Source organism: Albidovulum sp., assembly GCF_041919395.1.
GTDB lineage: Bacteria > Pseudomonadota > Alphaproteobacteria > Rhodobacterales > Rhodobacteraceae > Albidovulum.
Genome location: NZ_JAYRTX010000035.1, coordinates 1 through 17940, shown reverse-complemented (window position 1 = coordinate 17940; position 17940 = coordinate 1). Strand labels below are relative to the sequence as shown.

The 17940-nt window shown below is 66.7% G+C and carries 16 protein-coding genes; 9 read left to right on the top strand and 7 right to left on the bottom strand.

Annotation, left to right across the window (positions count from 1 at the left end):
* Positions 1 to 18 precede the first annotated feature (18 nt).
* Both ACMUOO_RS07960 and ACMUOO_RS07955 read right to left on the bottom strand, forming a co-directional pair.
* Complete coding sequence (locus ACMUOO_RS07960; RefSeq protein WP_301917219.1) at positions 19 to 1947, bottom strand: extracellular solute-binding protein; 1929 nt, start codon at positions 1945 to 1947, stop codon at positions 19 to 21.
* Between the two features lie 164 nt (positions 1948 to 2111).
* Complete coding sequence (locus tag ACMUOO_RS07955) at positions 2112 to 2642, bottom strand: c-type cytochrome (RefSeq protein ID WP_301917220.1); 531 nt, start codon at positions 2640 to 2642, stop codon at positions 2112 to 2114.
* Between the two features lie 137 nt (positions 2643 to 2779).
* Here ACMUOO_RS07955 and ACMUOO_RS07950 point away from each other — a divergent pair, with 137 nt between their 5' ends.
* Entirely contained in the window at positions 2780 to 3625 is an 846-nt protein-coding gene (locus ACMUOO_RS07950; RefSeq protein WP_301917584.1) for a prephenate dehydratase, read from the top strand.
* Positions 3626 to 3629: 4 nt separating this feature from the next.
* Here ACMUOO_RS07950 and ACMUOO_RS07945 read toward each other — a convergent pair whose 3' ends face one another.
* Together ACMUOO_RS07945 and nudC are read right to left on the bottom strand one after the other, a co-directional pair.
* Complete coding sequence (locus ACMUOO_RS07945) at positions 3630 to 4100, bottom strand: SRPBCC family protein (protein ID WP_301917585.1); 471 nt, start codon at positions 4098 to 4100, stop codon at positions 3630 to 3632.
* A 37-nt stretch (positions 4101 to 4137) separates the two neighbouring features.
* Positions 4138 to 5094: an NAD(+) diphosphatase gene (gene nudC / locus ACMUOO_RS07940; protein ID WP_301917586.1), complete on the bottom strand. Its 957-nt coding sequence runs from the start codon at positions 5092 to 5094 to the stop codon at positions 4138 to 4140.
* 214 nt (positions 5095 to 5308) lie between these two features.
* Between nudC and ACMUOO_RS07935 the strand changes: the two genes are divergently transcribed.
* The 5 genes from ACMUOO_RS07935 to ACMUOO_RS07915 all read left to right on the top strand — a co-directional run bounded on the left by ACMUOO_RS07935 (position 5309) and on the right by ACMUOO_RS07915 (position 11378).
* Entirely contained in the window at positions 5309 to 7288 is a 1980-nt protein-coding gene (locus tag ACMUOO_RS07935; protein ID WP_301917587.1) for a bifunctional 2',3'-cyclic-nucleotide 2'-phosphodiesterase/3'-nucleotidase, read from the top strand.
* A gap of 82 nt (positions 7289 to 7370) precedes the next feature.
* Positions 7371 to 7715 (top strand): hypothetical protein, encoded by a 345-nt coding sequence (locus tag ACMUOO_RS07930; protein ID WP_301917588.1) that lies wholly within the window; start codon positions 7371 to 7373, stop codon positions 7713 to 7715.
* Between the two features lie 537 nt (positions 7716 to 8252).
* Complete coding sequence (locus ACMUOO_RS07925) at positions 8253 to 8726, top strand: MarR family winged helix-turn-helix transcriptional regulator (RefSeq protein ID WP_413854991.1); 474 nt, start codon at positions 8253 to 8255, stop codon at positions 8724 to 8726.
* A 101-nt stretch (positions 8727 to 8827) separates the two neighbouring features.
* The gene (locus tag ACMUOO_RS07920) at positions 8828 to 9832 is read left to right on the top strand and encodes an HlyD family secretion protein (RefSeq protein WP_301917590.1); all 1005 of its coding nucleotides are present in this window, start codon (positions 8828 to 8830) and stop codon (positions 9830 to 9832) included.
* A 7-nt stretch (positions 9833 to 9839) separates the two neighbouring features.
* Complete coding sequence (locus ACMUOO_RS07915; protein ID WP_301917591.1) at positions 9840 to 11378, top strand: DHA2 family efflux MFS transporter permease subunit; 1539 nt, start codon at positions 9840 to 9842, stop codon at positions 11376 to 11378.
* 124 nt (positions 11379 to 11502) lie between these two features.
* Here ACMUOO_RS07915 and ACMUOO_RS07910 read toward each other — a convergent pair whose 3' ends face one another.
* From ACMUOO_RS07910 to ACMUOO_RS07900, 3 genes are all read right to left on the bottom strand, one after another.
* Positions 11503 to 12030 (bottom strand): hypothetical protein, encoded by a 528-nt coding sequence (locus ACMUOO_RS07910; RefSeq protein ID WP_301917592.1) that lies wholly within the window; start codon positions 12028 to 12030, stop codon positions 11503 to 11505.
* Positions 12031 to 12088: 58 nt separating this feature from the next.
* Positions 12089 to 12388 (bottom strand): nickel-binding protein, encoded by a 300-nt coding sequence (locus ACMUOO_RS07905; RefSeq protein WP_301917593.1) that lies wholly within the window; start codon positions 12386 to 12388, stop codon positions 12089 to 12091.
* Positions 12389 to 12551: 163 nt separating this feature from the next.
* Positions 12552 to 14282, bottom strand: coding sequence for a winged helix-turn-helix domain-containing protein (locus tag ACMUOO_RS07900; protein WP_301917594.1), 1731 nt, complete (start codon positions 14280 to 14282; stop codon positions 12552 to 12554).
* 764 nt (positions 14283 to 15046) lie between these two features.
* Between ACMUOO_RS07900 and ACMUOO_RS07895 the strand changes: the two genes are divergently transcribed.
* Genes ACMUOO_RS07895 through recR form a run of 3 tightly spaced genes read left to right on the top strand, consistent with a single transcriptional unit; the run spans position 15047 to position 17772 of the window.
* The gene (locus tag ACMUOO_RS07895) at positions 15047 to 16810 is read left to right on the top strand and encodes a DNA polymerase III subunit gamma/tau (RefSeq protein ID WP_413854990.1); all 1764 of its coding nucleotides are present in this window, start codon (positions 15047 to 15049) and stop codon (positions 16808 to 16810) included.
* A gap of 10 nt (positions 16811 to 16820) precedes the next feature.
* A complete protein-coding gene (locus ACMUOO_RS07890) occupies positions 16821 to 17165 on the top strand; it encodes a YbaB/EbfC family nucleoid-associated protein (RefSeq protein WP_301917595.1) in 345 nt (114 codons plus the stop codon).
* Between the two features lie 7 nt (positions 17166 to 17172).
* A complete protein-coding gene (gene recR, locus ACMUOO_RS07885; protein ID WP_301917596.1) occupies positions 17173 to 17772 on the top strand; it encodes a recombination mediator RecR in 600 nt (199 codons plus the stop codon).
* Positions 17773 to 17940: the final 168 nt, after the last annotated feature.

The window sequence follows — 17940 nt, the reverse complement described above, 5'->3', positions numbered from 1 at the left end:
GGTCCCGCTTTCCGCTTCTCAGTAGGCGCCCTGCGCCTTCAGCGTCTCGGCCGCCTCGGCGTCGTACCACCAGAAGTCCAGTTCGCCAACCTGCAAGGGCGGAAGGGCGTCGGGATGGCGGTAGAAGTCGTAGTAGGCGACCCATGTGTCGGGGTTGTACCAGAGCGGGATGTCGAAGACCTTGGCCCGAAGCGCCCGGTCGAGCGCATGGACCGCAGTCTTCAGGTCCTCGATCTTCGTGGCGCCGACGACATGGCCGATCAGCCGGTCGATACCGGCGTCGCGCAACCGCATGAGGTTGCGCGAGCTGTCGTCGGCGGTCTTGGAGCCGAACCACTGCTCCAGCCCTCCCGAGGGCTCGAAGTCCATGTCGAAACCCTGGTTGGCGAGGTCGAAGTCGCCCTTCCGCCGACGCTCCACATATTGCGAGATGTCGACCCGCTCGAGCCTTCCCTTGACGCCGATCTGCGCGAGGTTCTCGATGAAGGGGTTGATGAAGCGGTCATAGAGCGGGCTGTACTGGATGATCGACAGTTCCAGCGCCTCGCCGGCGGCGTTGCGGCGGATGCCGTCGCTACCGATGACCCATCCCGCCTCCTCCAGGAGCGCGGCAGCCTTGCGGATCACCGACCGTGCGGGACGGTTGTTGGCCGGGTCGTGGACAACCGGGACCCTGGGCTCCTCGGTCAGGATCGCGGGGTCAAGAAGCCCCTCGTCCACCAGCGGCTTCAGCAGCACGAGCTCTCCCTCTCCGGGAACGCCGGTTGCGGCAAGGTCGGTGTTCGACCAGAAGGAAACCGGGCGGTCGTAGAGCCCGTATTGCAGCGTCTGCTTCGACCAGTCATAGTTGAACATCATGCCGATCGCCTCGCGGACGCGGATGTCCTGCCAGCGCGGCCGGTCGAGGTTGAAGACCCAGGAGAGACGCGTGCCGACATTGCCGTCGGGAAGCGTCTCGCGCTTCACCCAGCCTTTCTGCACCGCCTGGAAATCATAGCCCTGCGCCCAGTCCTGCGAGCTGTTTTCCGTCCGGAAGGTGTAGTCACCCGCCTTGAAGCCCTCGAAGGCGGAATCGCTGTCGGCAAAGTACTCCACCCGGATGCGGTCGAAGTTGTTGCGGCCGCGGTTGAAGGGCAGATCGTTGCCCCAGTAGTCGGGGTTGCGCTTGTAGATCACCCGTGTGTTGAAGTCGAAACTGTCAAGAACATAGGCGCCGGTGGAGAGGAACGGCGCCTTCGTCGCCTTGTCGAGCCGCGCACCGGTCCTTTCGAACCAGGCCTTCGAGAACACAGCCGTGCCGCCGGCAAAGCCGACCCGGTCGCGCATCGGTGCGCTGTCGGTGAAATGGAAGGTGATACGGTGTGGCCCCTCGACTTCGACATGGTCGATATAGCCTTCGACGACGCGGCGGTATTCCAGGATACCCTGCGTCTGGAAGAGGTTGAAGCTGTACGCGACGTCCTCCGCCGTCATCGGCGTCCCGTCCGAGAATGTCACATCGTCGCGCAGATTGAAGGTCACGAAGGAAAGGTCCGCGGGGTATTCGAGTGTCGTGCAGAGAAAGCAGTAGACGCCGTAGGGGTCATCGGCCGTTGTGGTCAGGATGCTTTCGCTGCCGATCGTGTTCAGCGCTGCCGCCACGCCGTCGCTGGCATACTGGTTGAAGCTGTCGAACCCGCCCTGCGACCAGATGGAGATTTCGCCGCCCTTGGGCGCCTCGGGGTTTACGTAGTCGAGATGGGCGAAATCAGCCGGATATTTCAGCGTGCCGAAGTTCGAATAGCCGTAAGAGATGGTGAGAGCCTCCTGCGCGCGGATCATCCCGGCGAGGCCGAGCCAGAGCCCTGCCGCCAGGCCGAGCGCGGCAAGATGCGCCGCGATCCACGGCGTCGGCACTGCGTGGACGGTGCCGCATGCCGCCGAGGATGCAATCGTCTTTCTCGCCATCGGTCCCTCCCCGCGCAGGCCCAGCCCCGGCCAAGCTAGAACGGCGCGGCCCTTGGCTTCAAGTTGCGAAGTTGTGAGAAACCTCGCGAATGCGTAATCCGGCGCCCCGGAAGACGAAAAGGCCGCCCGAAGGCGGCCCCTCTGCGTCGTCCGCGTCGCAGGTCTCAGCCGCCGAGCGACTGCAGATAGGCAATGACGTTCGCCCGGTCCTCGACCTTGGGCAAGCCGGCGAAGGACATCTTCGTGCCCGGAACGACGCCCTTGGGGTTGGTCAGGAACGCCTCCAGAGCCTCGGGCGTCCAGTCGCCGCCGTGGGCCTTCATCGGGTCCGAGTAGCCGAAGTCGGCGACCGAGGCGACCGCCCGGCCGACCACGCCGTCGAGATGCGGGCCGGTTGCGTTGCTGCCGTCCACCTTGTGGCAGGCCTTGCACTTGGCAAAGACCTTCTCGCCCGCAGCCGCGTCGGCCGAGGCCAGCAGCGTCGCGAAATCCGGGCCCTCCGCGGCGGCGGCGGCCTCTTCGCCACCGGCAGCCGCGCCCGTGTCGATCGCGTAGGCTTGTGCGACCTCCTCGCCACCGTGACTGGCCGGAGCCGTGTTGTAGAGCGCGTCTCCTGCCCACTTGCCGAGAAGGAAGATCAGGAAAGCCCCGCACAGCGCGCCGCCGGCCTTGGTTATCGTCATCGTGTCGAACATGTCGCGCCTCTGTCCTGGCAAAACCTTGCGGCCGTATCTATCCGCTTCCCCTGCCCGGTTTCAAGGTATAGTTAGCGCCGCGAAAGGCCCGGCCGGAATGCCCCCGCCCCGGGCCGCCGCCGAGGAGCCGTTCCGCCATGACCGGACAGATCGCCGGACGCATCGCCTTCCAGGGAGAGCGTGGCGCCTATTCCCACCAGGCCTGCCTCGACGCCCGCCCCGGCATGGAGCCGCTGCCCTGCCGCACCTTCGAGGACGTGATCGCCGCGGTGCGGACCGGAGCGGCCGACCAGGCCATGCTGCCGGTGGAGAACACGACCTATGGCCGCGTGGCCGATATCCATCGGCTGCTGCCGGAATCCGGTCTCTTCATCATCGGCGAGGCCTTCGTCAGGGTCCACATCAGCCTGATGGCCCTTCCCGGGGTGCAGATCGAGGAGGTCGAGAAGGTCCGTGCCCATCTCGTGCTGATCCCGCAATGCGCGGCCTTCCTCTCCCGCTACGGCATCCGTGGAGAAGCCGCGGCCGACAGCGCCGGCGCGGCGGCCGAACTCGCCGCCAGCGGCGACCGCCGGGTCGGCGTGCTCGCCTCGGACCTCGCGGCCGAGATCCACGGGCTTCACATCCTTGCCCGCCACATCGAGGACCACGCCCACAACACCACCCGCTTCCTGATCATGGCGCGCGAGCCCGATTACCAGCGCCGGGGCAAGTCCGGCATGATGACGACCTTCGTCTTCCAGGTCCGCAACATTCCCGCCGCGCTCTACAAGGCGATGGGCGGCTTCGCGACGAACGGCGTCAACATGACCAAGCTCGAAAGCTACATGGTGGACGGCTCGTTCTCCGCCACGCAGTTCTACGCCGACATCGAGGGGCACCCCGACGACCCGAACGTGCGTCTCGCGCTCGAGGAGCTCGACTACTTCACCTCCACGATGTCGATCCTCGGCGTCTACCCCGCCGATCCGACCCGGCGCTGACCGCTCAGCCGCCCGGCCGCGCCTGCCTGAGCTCGACCTCGGCGGCGAACTTCTGCACACGATCCTCGAACCGGCGCGTATAGGCGCCACGGCTCAGTCTTGCGGTCTGGATCAGTAGACGCGCCGCTATGGTCCGCGGCAGAAGCTCCAACTGGACCGCCATGCGGGTGCGGGCGCGCGACAGGGCGACGAGGTTGACCGTCAGCGCCCCGCCGAAGCTGCCGCCGTCCAGCCGGCAGACGAGCGCATTCGGAGGATCGAAATGGTCCAGAGTGCAGACGACGCGGCGCATCCGCCCGCGCGCGCGAAAACGCAGGCTCCAGGTCATGCCCGGCCCTGGCTCGGCGCCAAGATCGGTCCGCGCCACCTCGGCCCCGCGTCTGAGCGCGGCGCGCTCGAAGGCCGCGAAATCCGACACAGCGGCAAAGACCGCCTCGGCCGGCACCTCGATGTCCTGGCGCGTGGAGAGCTTCACGCTGTCGTCTCCTCCTGTCCCGGCCGAAGTCTTGGCCTCAATCCAGCCGGTCCGCAACCCAGTTGGTCAGGAGAAACCCCGCGATCGCCCCGGGGCGCGGTCGCCGGATCGCCGGATGCGTGCCCGCCAGCGCCGCAGCCGTCTCGGCCTTCGTGACCCAGCGCGCGTCCTCGAGTTCGACAGGATCGAGGGTGATCGCCTCGCTTGCCGCCTCGCCCCGGCAACCGATCATCAGCGAGGAGGGATAGGGCCACGGCTGGCTTGCAAGGTAGCGCACCGGCCCGACTTCCACGCCCGTCTCCTCCATCACCTCGCGCCGCACGGCGGCCTCCACTGTCTCTCCGGGCTCCATGAAGCCCGCGAGGCAGGAATACATCCCCTCCGGCCACCCGGGCGACCGGCCGAGTAGCGTGCGGTCCCCCCGAGTGACCAGCATGATGACGACCGGGTCGGTGCGGGGGAAATGGCTCGCGCCGCAGGCGGGGCAGCGCCGTTGCCAGCCGGCCTCGGCCACCTCGGACGGCTGGCCGCAGGCCGAGCAGAACCGATGGCTCCTTTGCCACCCGAGAAGCGCCTTGGCCGTCGCGGCAAGTTCGGCGTCGCGCGGCGACAGCATCGCCATGACGCCCCGAATCTCCGCAAATCGGTGGTCCTCGGGCAGTGCAGGGTGACGCTGTTCGGTCGGGTCGAAGAAGACGCCCGGCTGCGGAAGGGTCTCTGCCGGCGGTTCCCAGGCCGAGATGTCCGCCGCAAACCGCGCCGTGCCATCGTCAATTCCGAGAAACACCGGCGCGCCCTCCGCCATTGCCAGCACCGGGTGCCCCGAAGCGACCCAGCCGGCGCCCGCTCCCGCCAGAAGCGGTTTGCCGCGCCAGACCGGCAGCACCCGCCCACCGCTGTCAAGAAGCCCGGCGAGTTCCTCCGGCCGCCGCCGCAGCCCGGCCGCCCGATCGAGGCCGGAGCCCCCGAATGTCACCGTTTCCGCGTTCCGCATGGCACCCTCCGACGGCGGAACATGTGGCATGGACGGGCGACGGTTGCAAACCGATGGACAACGGCGGCATTCCGTGGCGATTGCACAACTCAAAGGTGAATCACGCGATGGAAACACACCGTTTGCTGGCGGCCCCGCGAATCCGCCGTTAGCGTCACGCCCATGTCATGCTACCCTCCGACAGTCACTCGGGACTCGACCGATGGGGGCCATCATGACCGCACGTACGCACTTCCCTCTCACCCGCCGGGGTTTCCTCGCCGGGGGCGCCGCCGGAGCTTCCTTGATCGCACTGCACCCCTACTCCGCCTTCGCCGCCGCCAACCAGGCACATCTCAGGATCATGGAGACGACGGACCTGCACGTCCATGTCTTCCCCTACGACTACTACGCCGACAAGCCGGTGGACACCGTGGGCCTGTCCCGGACCGCAAGCCTGATCGAGGCGGTGCGCGCCGAGGCGACGAACGCGATGCTGGTGGACAACGGCGACTTCCTCCAGGGCAATCCGATGGGCGACTACATCGCCTATGAGCGGGGCATGAAGGACGGTGACCTGCACCCGATCATCCAGGCGATGAACACGCTCGGCTTCGATGCCTCGACGCTCGGCAACCACGAATTCAACTACGGGCTCGACTTTCTGATGAAGTCGCTGGCCGGGGCGTCCTTCCCCATCGTCTCGGCCAACGTGGTCAAGAGCCTGGGCGCCTCCCCGCGCGAGGACGAGACGCTGGTCACGCCGTACATCATCCTCGACCGCGAGGTGACGGACGGCGCGGGCGAGAAGCACCCGATCCGCGTCGGCCTCATCGGCTTCGTGCCGCCGCAGATCATGAACTGGGATCGCAAGCATCTCGAAGGCAAGGTCCAGACCCGCGACATCGTGACGACCGCGCAATCCTGGGTGCCCCAGATGCTGGAGGAAGGCTGCGACATCATCGTGGCGCTTTCCCATTCCGGCATCGGCGCGGCCGAGCACACCGAGGGGATGGAGAACGCCTCCACCCCCCTCGCCCGGGTGGACGGCGTCGACGCGCTGATGACCGGACACAGCCACCTCGTCTTCCCGTCCTCCACCTTCGACGGGTTCGCAGAGGTGGATGTTGCCACCGGCACCATTTCCGGCAAGCCCGCCGTCATGGGCGGTTTCTGGGGCTCGCACATGGGGCTCATCGACCTTCTCCTCGAACGCGATGGCAACCGCTGGAAGGTCATATCGTCAACCTCCGAGGCACGGCCGATCTCCCAGCGGAACGAGGACCGCTCCATCACCGCGCTGGTCGAGGACGTGCCGACAGTGCTCGCCTCGGTGCAGAAGGAACATGAAGAGACACTGGCCTATGTCCGCCGCGCCGTCGGCAGGACCTCGGCGCCGCTCTACTCCTACTTCGCGCTGGTGGCCGACGATCCGTCCGTGCAGATCGTCAGCCAGGCGCAGACCTGGTACATCGCCGAGATGCTGAAGGGCACGGAATACGAAGCGCTGCCGCTTCTTTCTGCCGCCGCGCCCTTCAAGGCAGGAGGCCGCGGCGGGCCCGACTACTACACCGACGTGGCACCGGGCGACGTGGCAATCAAGAACGTGGCCGACCTCTACCTCTACCCCAACACGATCCGCGCGGTGAAGGTGACGGGGCAGCAGTTGAAGGACTGGCTTGAACGCTCCGCCGGCATGTTCAACCAGGTGGAGTCCGGGAAGGCCGACCAGGTCCTCCTGAACCCCGACTTCCCCTCCTACAACTTCGACGTGATCGACGGCGTGACCTACGAGATCGACCTCTCCCAGCCGTCGAAATACGGGCCGAAGGGTGAGGATCTGAACCCCGGGGCCAACCGCATCGCCAATCTGATGTATCAAGGCCAGCCGGTCGATCCCGCGGCCGAATTCGTCGTCGCCACCAACAACTACCGCGCCGGCGGCGGCGGCGACTTTCCAGGCGCCAAGGGCGACACGATCATCTTCGAGGGGCCCGACACCAACCGCGACATCATCGTCCGCTACATCGTCGAACAGGGTACGATCAACCCGACGGCCGACGGCAACTGGCGCTTCAGGGCCCTGCCGGGGACCAGCGTGCTGTTCGACACGGGGCCGAAGGCGGCCGACCACCTTGCCGACCTGACGACGCTTGCGATCGAACCGGCGGGCGACGGCCCGGACGGCTTCGCCCGGTTCCGCATCATGCTCTGATCGCGCGCGTCAGGGGCGGGCGGGGCTCGACAGGCCCCGCCCCCTCGCGGCATAAGACCTGCGACAACGGCAGGAGCGGGCGATGCGGCTGATCCTCTGGGCGATCCTTCTGGCGCTCATCCTCGGGGTTGTGGCGTGGCTCACGCGCCCCGGCCTGCCGGAGTTCGACGCGATGCTGCGCGAAGCTATCCAGACGCGGATCGCCACGACCGACGTAGACGCAGGCGGCGATGCCCTGGCCACTGTTGCGCTCATCGGCTGCAAGCTGAAGCCGTCGACCTGTTTCGAGGTCGTTCGGCAGAGCATCGAGGTGACAGAGGAAGACCGCACCCTCTTCACCCGCTTCCAAGTCACCGGCTTTGGCCGCGAAACCACCTGCTCCGGCGCCTTCACGAATATCTGGTGTGAAGGCGACCTGATCCGATGACCTGCATCGCCGTCGTCCGTGGCGCCACTCGCGGTGCGTGGAAGGTCTGCCGGATGGATTGAGCAGGGGGTCAGGACCCGCTGATCCCGGATAGGCGGCATGATTCAGGCTCGGCAAGCGGGCAGACAGATGAGCAGTCCCCTTCGGCTGACCAGGTCCAGATAGCCGGTCTTCGGCCATTTTCCGCCAAGTCGCATGGCACGCCGCGCCTTGATGTTCGCCGGGGCCCAATCGGCATGATCATCATCAATCGCATACGGTTGCGGTCATGCGACATCCTGAAGGAGAGCGGCCCCGGCGAACACGCTCCACAATCGTCGGGAGTGACTTAGCGACAAGCGGGCACTGCCCGGATGATGTAAGGTCAGACCTCAAAGGCGTTCCCTCGGACTCGGCGGGACAACCGCTGCGACGCCGCAGGGCAGCCTGGACTCCATGGCCGACGGGCAGGCGCGTTGCTCCCCGGGGCGGCCACCGGCGGCGCAGGACAAGCACCCGATCCCTTGCTATCACAGCAGGCTTATAATAAGCAGGCTTATGAATTACCGCGTTGACCGACTCGGCACACTCCTTCAGGACACCAGCCGCAGGCTTAGGGGGCGCTTCGAACAGCGCACCTTGGCCTATGGCCTGTCCGCAGCGCAATGGCGCCTGCTGGGCCACCTCCTTCGCACCGGGCCTTCGACCCAGACGGCGCTCGCGTCCCTTCTGGGCGTGGAGCCGATCAGCGTGTCACGCCTGATCGACCGTATGGAACAGCAGGGCTGGGTTCGGCGCGAACCGCATCCCGAGGACCGGCGGGCCAGAATCGTCGTGGCCACGGCGAAGGCGCGCGAGGTCGCGCCAACCGTGCGCGGCATCGCCGAGGCGCTTTATGACGAGGCGCTGACCGGCCTGAGCGATGACGAACGGCGGGTTCTTCATGCCGCACTTCTGAAGATAAGCGAAAACCTGCAGGCGGCGGATCAGGATCCGGCTGCCCGTTCCCCTTCTGTCGAGATCGTAGAATGAACGTCCACACCCCCGCCGATGCCAAAGGCGCCGCGACCGGCGCGCGCGCGATTCCCGCATCCCTTGCACCTACGGCGCGCGCGCTGCAAAAGACCGCGCTTATGCTTTCTGTCCCGCTTCTTTTCGTCCTTGGGGCGGGCGGCTGGTGGGTGTCCGGCGGCGCGTCGGAAACCACGGAGAACGCCAATCTTCACCAACCGCGCATCTCTGTCGCGCCGACGGTGGGGGGCCGCGTCATCTCGGTCGAGGTTCAGGACCTTCAGCATGTTTCGGCGGGGGACCTGCTGTTTCAGGTCGACCCCACGCCCTATGCACTGGCCGTATCGCAGGCGGAAGCCGCCGTCGGCGCCGCGCGGCTTCAGGTGGCACAACTCAAGGCCGCCTATGCACAGGCCACGGCGCAGGCAGCTCTTGCCGCCGATGATGCGCGCTATCAGGCGGACGAGCTGGCGCGGCAGGAGGCGCTGTCGGGCAAGGGCGTCGCCTCCATGAGCACGGTGGACGAATATCGCCATGCCAGCCATCAGGCGAAGGAGCGGGCAGATGTCGTGCGGCTGACGGCCGAACAAGCGCTCGCAGCCCTTGGCGGCGATCCGGACGCGGCGACCGACGACCAGCCTTCGGTCCGTGCGGCCTTGGCCGAACTGGAGCAGGCGCGCTACGACCTGTCAGAAACGAAGGTGACGGCCCCCGCGGACGGCGTGGTCTATCAAGCGTCCTCGTTCCGGCGGGGAGTGATGTTGTCGGCAGGCCAGCCGGTCTTTGCTCTGGTCGAGACCGGCAAGGCGTGGGTCGACGCGAATTTCAAGGAAACGCAGCTTGCCGATCTGGCGACCGGACAGCGGGCCGAGATCGTCTTCGACGCCGCACCGGGGCAAAGCTTCTTGGGGCGGGTGGAGGCGATCGGGGCGGGGACCGGGGCGGAATTCTCGCTTCTGCCCGCGCAGAATGCGACCGGCAACTGGGTCAAGGTCACGCAGCGCGTGCCGGTCCGCATCCGGCTCGACGATCCGGCGGCGGCGGCCTCGCTCGCCTCGGGCGTAAGTGCCGAGGTGACGGTGGATACCTCGACCGGACAGGCGCCACGACTGGCCGTGGCGGAGTAGGCGCGCCATGTCGGACATTCCCGAAAGCCCGCCCGCCGCGCCTGCGGGGGCGGTTTCCGCCCCGCCGGTCGAGGTCAGGCATCGCGGGCTGATCACGCTGTCGATCATGCTGGCGACGATCATGCAGGTGCTCGACACCACCATCGCCAACGTCGCGCTGCCGTCGATGACCGGCGACCTTGGCGCTTCGCAGGACACGATCACCTGGGTTCTGACGAGCTATATCGTCTCTTCCGCCATCATCACGCCGGTGACCGGCTGGCTTGCCGACCGGCTGGGCAAGCGCGAACTGTTCCTGATTTCCATCGTCGGTTTCGTCGCTAGCTCGATCGCCTGCGGCCTGGCATGGAGCCTTCCCTCCATGGTCGCCTTCCGCCTGTTGCAGGGCGTATTCGGGGCGGCCATCGTGCCCTTGTCGCAGACCTTCCTCCTGGACATCAACCCGCGCGAAAAGACCGGGCAGGCGATGGCGATGTGGGGTGCCGGGATCATGGTCGGCCCGATCATCGGCCCGACACTGGGCGGTTGGCTGACTGAAAGTTACAACTGGCGCTGGGTCTTCCTGATCAACCTTCCGGTTGGGGTGATGGCGCTTCTGGGCTGCATCGCCTTTCTGCCGCGCACGCCGCGCAAGCGGCGCAGCTTCGATCTGACGGGCTTTGCGTTCCTGTCCATCGCGCTCGGGTCGCTGCAGCTGATGCTGGACCGCGGCGGCGAGGTAGACTGGTTCGCTGCGGCGGAGATCTGGCTTTACCTCCTTGTATCCATTTCTTGCTTCTGGATGTTCGTGGTGCATATCCTGTGGAAGGAGCATCCCTTCCTTGATCCGCAGATGTTCCGCGACCGGAATTTCCGCATCGGGCTGGTGTTCATCTTCGTGGTCGGGATCATCCTGCTGGCAAGCCTTGCGCTGCTGCCGCCGATGCTGTCGCGCATCCTTGGCTATCCGGTGATCACCACCGGATGGGTTATGGCGCCGCGCGGAGTTGGGACGATGATCTCCATGCTGCTGGTCGGGCGGCTGGTCCGCAAGGTGGACCCGCGGATGCTGGTGCTGGCGGGGCTGTCTCTGACCGCGCTTTCGCTGTGGGAGATGACGGGATTCTCGCCGGACATGGACGCCTGGCCGGTGGTCCGCAGCGGGATCGTGCAGGGGCTGGGGCTGGGGCTGGTCTTCGTGCCGCTGTCCACGATCGCCTTCGCCACGCTTGAGCCGCGTTTCCGTGCCGACGCCACAAGCCTTTTCAGCCTTGTCCGCAACATCGGATCGTCGATCGGCATCTCGGTGGTGACTGCGGCGCTGGCGCGCAACGTTCAGACCAACCATGCGGAACTGGGGGCCTTCATCCAGCCCTACAATCCGTTGCTCGCGCAGGTCAGCCCCGGCGCGGTGGCGGGCGACCCGCAGGCGCTGCAGATGATGGACGCGCTGGTCAACACGCAGGCAGCCATGGTGTCCTATGTGGACGACTTCTATCTGATGATGTGGGTGTCGCTCTTCGCCATGCCGCTGGTGCTGATCCTGCGGCGACCTTCTCGGGCGTGACGCGCGGCCCGGCTGAAATATGGCGCGGGGGCGTTCCGTTCCGCCCTCCCTGTCATGACACCTGCAAACCAAAAGCGCCGGCCGCTGTCGGCCGACGCTTTCCGTCTTCGCAGGCCGCGCGATATCACGGCGCGTGTGCGCAGGTCACGCTCGGGTTGTAGTCGGCGGTCATGCCCGAGGGATTGTCGCGCCAGTGCCAGACGTGGAGTTCGAAGAACGGATCGACCTCATGGACGCCGACCTTGTGCTTGAGCTGCATTTCGTGACCGAGGAAGACTGGCGCGGCCTTGTCCGTCCATTTCGACTGGAAGACGACGTATTCCAAAGCCACGAGATGCATGGTTCCGTCCTGCTGCGGCTCGTACATCAGCACGTCGGGCTGGTTGACGTCGAGCACGCTGTCCATCGCATAGGCCTTGTTGATGTAGTGTTGGCCCATCGCGCCGGCCTCGCCGTGTTCGGTGCAGTCGAAGAGCGGCTCGTATCCGGCGGACAGCGCGTCCTCGATCCGATAGTAGTGCTCGGCGGCAAGGCGCGACGCCTCGGCGTCCTTCGGCGACAGCCTCAGGTCCGCCGCCTTTTCGTGGGCAGACAGGGCTCCGGCGGACGCAAGAACGAGGCCGGCCGCGAGTGCGGTGATTGCAAGTTTCATGAAATATCCTTTCGGGAAATCGGCGCACGCCGAGACGCAACCGCCCGGCGTGCAGGGATCAGGCCAGCGCCTTCTCGACCGGGTCCGGACGAACGACGACCGTCGTCGCCACGGGGTAGAATTCCTCGCCCGGCATCCCGACGCGGCGGGCGTGCTCGCGGATCGCGGCGCCGTCCGTGGCCTCGTAGATGCAGAAGGTGCCGATGCGGCCGTCCGGCTCGTTCACCACATAGCTGCGGATCCAGCGGACCTTGTCCGGCATTTCCTCGTTCCCGATGCGGGCGGACTTCGCCCCCGCGACTTCCAGTTCAGCCAGCGAGGCCCATGCGCTCGGACGGCGGATGACATAGAGTTGCATTGTGCTTCTTCCTTGTGAGAGGGCCAGCTTCCGTCGGCCCGCGTTTGCCGCCACGCCAATCGCGTGACGCCGGCAGAAGTAGCGGAGGAGTGGGAGGAGCGTCCTTATCGCGTCCTTATCGTTGCCGGATCAATCGACAAGTCGGAAGGAGTTCGGGCGAGAGCTATTCTTCCGCGCTCGCGACAGGCGCGGGCAAGGCGCGAGGGATCGGAGCCAGCGCGGCGACCGCCGCGCAGAGGCGGTGCGAGCGGATGCGGTTGCCCGTGCGCTCGGCCGCCGACAACTCCGCCTGCGCCCCTGCCGCATCGCCGGTGCGAAGCAAGGCCTCCGCAAGCTCGATCCGCAGCCGCGCGGCGTGGTATTCGGTGCCCGCCCGCGTCCAGAGTTGGCGCGCCAGCATCAGGTGCCGGATTGCGCCGGCGCCCTGATGCCGCTCAAGGTGATAGTGCGCCTCGGATACCAAGGCGAGAGCGGCGGGATGCGACCCGCGCGCGGGCATCGACTCGATCTCTTCCAGTGTGCGGAATGCAACGTCGAAATGACCGCCGAACGCGGCGATGCGCGCGCGATGGGCGAGCAGTATTCCCCGGCGCTGGACATGATACCAGGTGAGGCCCGAAAGCGCGCGGTCGAGCGCCAGAAGTGCTGCTTCGACGTTGCCGGTTTCCGCCAATAGCATTGCGTTGCCCGGTTCGGCGTCCCAGCCCACCGCATAAGCGGCTGCATAATCGGCGCGCGCGCCATCAAGGTCGCCGATCATCGCCTTGATGTCGCCACGCACCCGGTAGCCGTCACCGATCGACCAGGCTTCTTCGTCGGCAAGCTTACCGATCGCCGAATCTATGGACCGCAATGCGTCGGTCAGATCGCGCTGCGCGCCCAGGACCTCCGCACGGTGCAGATCACAGTTGCCCGGGATCTCGGCGAAGTTCTCTTGGCACCAGGCGTCGAAGCCAAGACTCCATTGCATTGCCCGTGTCCAATCGGGGAGGGTGCGGCACGACCACAGGATATTGCAGTAGACACTGCTGCCAGTAATCGGGTCGACGCCACTCGACAGGGCGATTGCGGCAGCATGGTTCTGCTCGCCCGCGCCCTCTTCGGTCCTGCCAAGTGAGATCTTGTAGAAACCCCGGTATGTGAGGGCCAATGCGATCAATCCGGCATCGTCGCAAGCAATGGCAGCGCGATGCGCTTGCTCGGCCAGTGCCAGTGCCTCGTCACAACGCCCGCTGAAACTCGCCATGCGCGACTTCATCCAGAGGAAATACGCGTCCGTACGGGGATCGTCGATGCCCTCCTTCAGCATTTCGGCCCGATCCAACCAGCCTGCCGCGGCGGCCGCCGCGCTACGTTCCACTTCGATCTTCGCCAGGGTCACCGCATCACGGGCCGCCAGGTGAGGGTTGCCCTCCCTAACATGCGCCGCAACGGCTTGGATCAGGACCGGTATCACCGCCGCAGGACGTCCCAGGCATTCGACCGCAAGCGCCCAGCGGTCGATGTCCTCGGCGGCCAGTTCGCCCGCCGCATCGAGTTTCTCGAAGGTCTGGGTAGCCGCAAGCCAGTCATGTTGCTGCATGAGCCTGAGGGCATCCGCAAGGCCATCGATGGCGGATTCCGATCTGGCCAGGGCAAGGTCGGGTCGGTCAACGGAGAAGCGGTATCCATGCCGCACGAAGCTGCGTATCGCGCCATGCAGTCCGCCGGGTTCGAGTGCGCGCCGCGCCAAGCTCACAAGGCGCTGAAGCGAGGCTTCCGTCACGATGACATCGGGCCATAGCGCGTCCATCAATTCATCCTTCGGGATGACTCGGCCGGCATTTCGGACCAGATGGACAAGCAGATCGAATACGCGCGGCTGAATTGGCACCGGCACACCGCGAAGCGCCAAGTCTCGCGCCTCCTCGTCAAGGATATACGGCCCAAAAGAATGACGCATCAGCGGCACATCTGAATGATCGGCTCAGGATACGCCGAAAAAGTGCTCACACAAGATCGCACGACATTCCCCCGGTGGTGCGTCTCGAATGACGGACACCTCGGCCATGTCCCGGGACAGAATTTGGCTGGGGCGGCCATTGCCGGCGCGCAGGATAAGCTTGTCGACGCTTGCCATCGCCCGGCTCGATTGCCAGGTATGCGCGCCCGGGGTGCTGTCGCCGCGCCCGGCATCGGCGGTGCCCACGCCGGAGTGACGCCGGCGACGGCGTCGGAAGCAGCAGACGTTGCACGGAATATCATCCTCCTGCGCGTCGTCTGCTTGACTTCGCGCCGCCGAAGAGCAGCTTCCGGCTGCCAATCTCGGTGTTGGACCTGCGCTCGGCTCCACTCCCGTGGATTCCGACAGCGTCCGCAGTTGCACGGCAGGCGCGTCCAGTCAAGGAACATGAGCTCCTATTGTCCAAGGGAATTCAGATTGTCTGTCGACGTATCGGGTGACGGCACCCGCTCGGGTTGCCACGAGGCATTTCCGCCGGCCGGAACATGTACGACCGTCGCGGTCCCGCGAGCGTCGGCATCTCGTGAAAAGGGGGCACGGCCACGGGTTCGGGGCGAAGCGGCGGGCGGGCGGAAAGGGAAACCGGCAGGTGCTGACGGGTGGACGCCGCCCGCCTGCGACCCTACCTTAGCCAGAGCCCCGAATCCGAGCGCGCCATGACCGAGACGACCGGGACCAGATATCAGGTCCTCGCCCGCAAGTACCGCCCCGAGACCTTCGCCGACCTTGTCGGGCAGGACGCGATGGTGCGCACCCTGAAGAACGCCTTCGCAGCCGACCGGATCGCCCAAGCCTTCATCATGACCGGCATCCGGGGGACCGGCAAGACCACGACGGCGCGGATCATCGCCAAGGGGATGAACTGCATCGGACCGGATGGCCTGGGCGGCCCCACGACGGAGCCCTGCGGCAAGTGCGAGCATTGCGTGGCGATCATGGAGGGCCGCCATGTCGACGTGATGGAAATGGATGCGGCCAGCCGCACCGGCGTCGGCGACATCCGCGAGATCATCGAAAGCGTCCACTATCGCGCCGCCTCGGCACGCTACAAGATCTACATCATCGACGAAGTCCACATGCTCTCCACCAACGCCTTCAACGCACTTCTGAAGACGCTGGAGGAACCGCCCGCGCATGTGAAGTTCATCTTCGCCACGACCGAGATCCGCAAGGTTCCGGTCACCGTCCTCAGCCGCTGCCAGCGCTTCGACCTGCGCCGGATCGAGCCCGAGGTGATGATGGCGCTCCTGCGCAAGATCGCCGCGGCGGAGGGCGCCGGGATCACCGACGACGCACTCGCACTCATCACCCGCGCGGCCGAGGGCTCGGCCCGCGACGCGACCTCGCTCCTCGACCAGGCGATTTCCCACGGCGCGGGAGAGACGACGGCGGGCCAGGTCCGCGCGATGCTTGGCCTCGCCGACCGGGGCCGGGTGCTCGATCTCTTCGACCTGATCCTGAAGGGCGATGCGGCCGGGGCCCTGACCGAGCTTGGCGCGCAGTACGCCGGCGGCGCCGACCCGATGGCGGTCTTGCGCGACCTTGCCGAAATTACCCACTGGGTCAGCGTGATCAAGATCACGCCCGAGGCGGCCGACGATCCCACCGTTTCGCCCGACGAACGCACACGGGGCCAGGCCATGGCCGCCGCCCTGCCGATGCGCGTGCTTTCGCGCATGTGGCAGATGCTTCTGAAATCGCTGGAAGAAACCGCCGCCGCCCCGAATGCGATGATGGCCGCCGAGATGGCGGTGATCCGCATGACCCATGTGGCCGACCTGCCCGATCCGGAAAGCCTCATCCGCCGCATGGCCGAGGGGCCGGGGGCTGCTGCACCCGTCGGTCGCGGCCCCGCGCCCGGCGGTCCGCCGACCCATGCGGCACCCCGCGCGGAGGTCGCCTCCGCGCCCAGCGTGACCGTCACCGCCACCGGCGCGGCAACGGCACTGGCGCCCGCGCCCGAGGTGGCACTGGCCCGCTACGCGAGCTTCCCAGCGGTGGTGGAACTGATCCGCGCAAACCGCGACGTGAAACTGCTACTCGAGGTGGAAAACCACCTCCGCCTCGTCCACTACGCCCCCGGCCGGATCGAGTTCGAGCCCACCCCCGACGCCCCTCGCGACCTTGCCGCAACGCTGGCGCAAAGGCTGCAGAGCTGGACGGGTGTGCGCTGGGGGGTTTCCGTCGTGTCGGGCGGCGGCGCGCCCACGGTCGCGGAGGAACGCGACGCCAAGAACTTGGCTGCAAGGGAAAAGGCGCGCGATAATCCGCTGGTCCAGGCCGTCTTCGCCGCCTTCCCCGACGCGCGGATCGTGGACGTGAGGACCCCGGCAGAGGCTCGGGCCGCGGCCGGGGTCGCAGCCCTGCCCGCGGCCGATGACGACACCGGGGCCGACTGGGACCCCTTCGAGGAAGAGTGAGGATGACAGGATGCTGAAAGGACTGGGCGGCCTCGGCGACATGGCCAAGATGATGAAGGCCGCGCAGGAGATGCAGGCCAAGATGACCGCGCTGACCGAGCAGATGGACCGGATCACCGTCACCGGCGAGAGCGGCGCGGGGCTGGTGAAGGCTGTCTGCACCGCGAAGGGCGATCTGAAGTCGCTCGATATCGACCCCTCCATCTTCCAGCCATCGGAGAAGGAAGTGGTCGAGGACCTGATCCTCGCCGCGATCAAGGACGCGCAGAAACGCGCGCAGGACCGCCTGCAGGAGGAGCAGAAGCGGATGATGCAGGACCTCGGCCTGCCCGCCGACGTGAAGCTGCCGTTCTGAGGCTGTCTTGAGCGAGGCCCCCCGCGACATCGAGGCGCTGATCGAGCTGATGGCCCGGCTGCCGGGCCTCGGCCCCCGCTCGGCACGTCGGGCAGTGCTGCATTTGATCAAGAAGCGGAGCCAGATCATGGCGCCGCTCGCCCAGGCGATGGCCCAGGTGGCGGCAACGGCCCGCGAATGCGCGACCTGTGGCAACATCGGCACCGCCGACATCTGCGACATCTGCCGCGACGAGCGCCGTGCGACGGGCGAAATCTGTGTCGTGGAGGACGTGGCCGACCTCTGGGCGATGGAACGCGGGCGGGCCTTCAAGGGTCGCTACCACGTTCTCGGCGGAACACTTTCGGCGCTCGATGCCGTGGGGCCGGAGGAACTGCGCATCCCGCGGCTCGTGGCACGCGTACGCGACGAGGGGGTGCGCGAGGTCATCCTTGCGCTGAACGCCACCGTCGATGGCCAGACGACGGCGCATTACATCGCCGAGGCGCTGGAGGGGACGGGCGTGGCCGTCAGCACGCTCGCCCAGGGCGTGCCGATCGGGGGGGAACTCGACTACCTCGACGACGGGACGATCCAGGCGGCACTCAGGGCCCGCAAGCGGGTGTAGGAGGGACCGGGCGCCTGGTCCGGTCTAAACTGCGGCGGGTTTGCCGACACCCGACTCTGATGATGTGACCGCCCCCCGACGGCATCGATGTGCCACGGTGGGTCTGCGACGATCCACAAAGGGGGGACGGTCATGTCGGAGATTATCACGGTCGGGCTCGATCTGGCG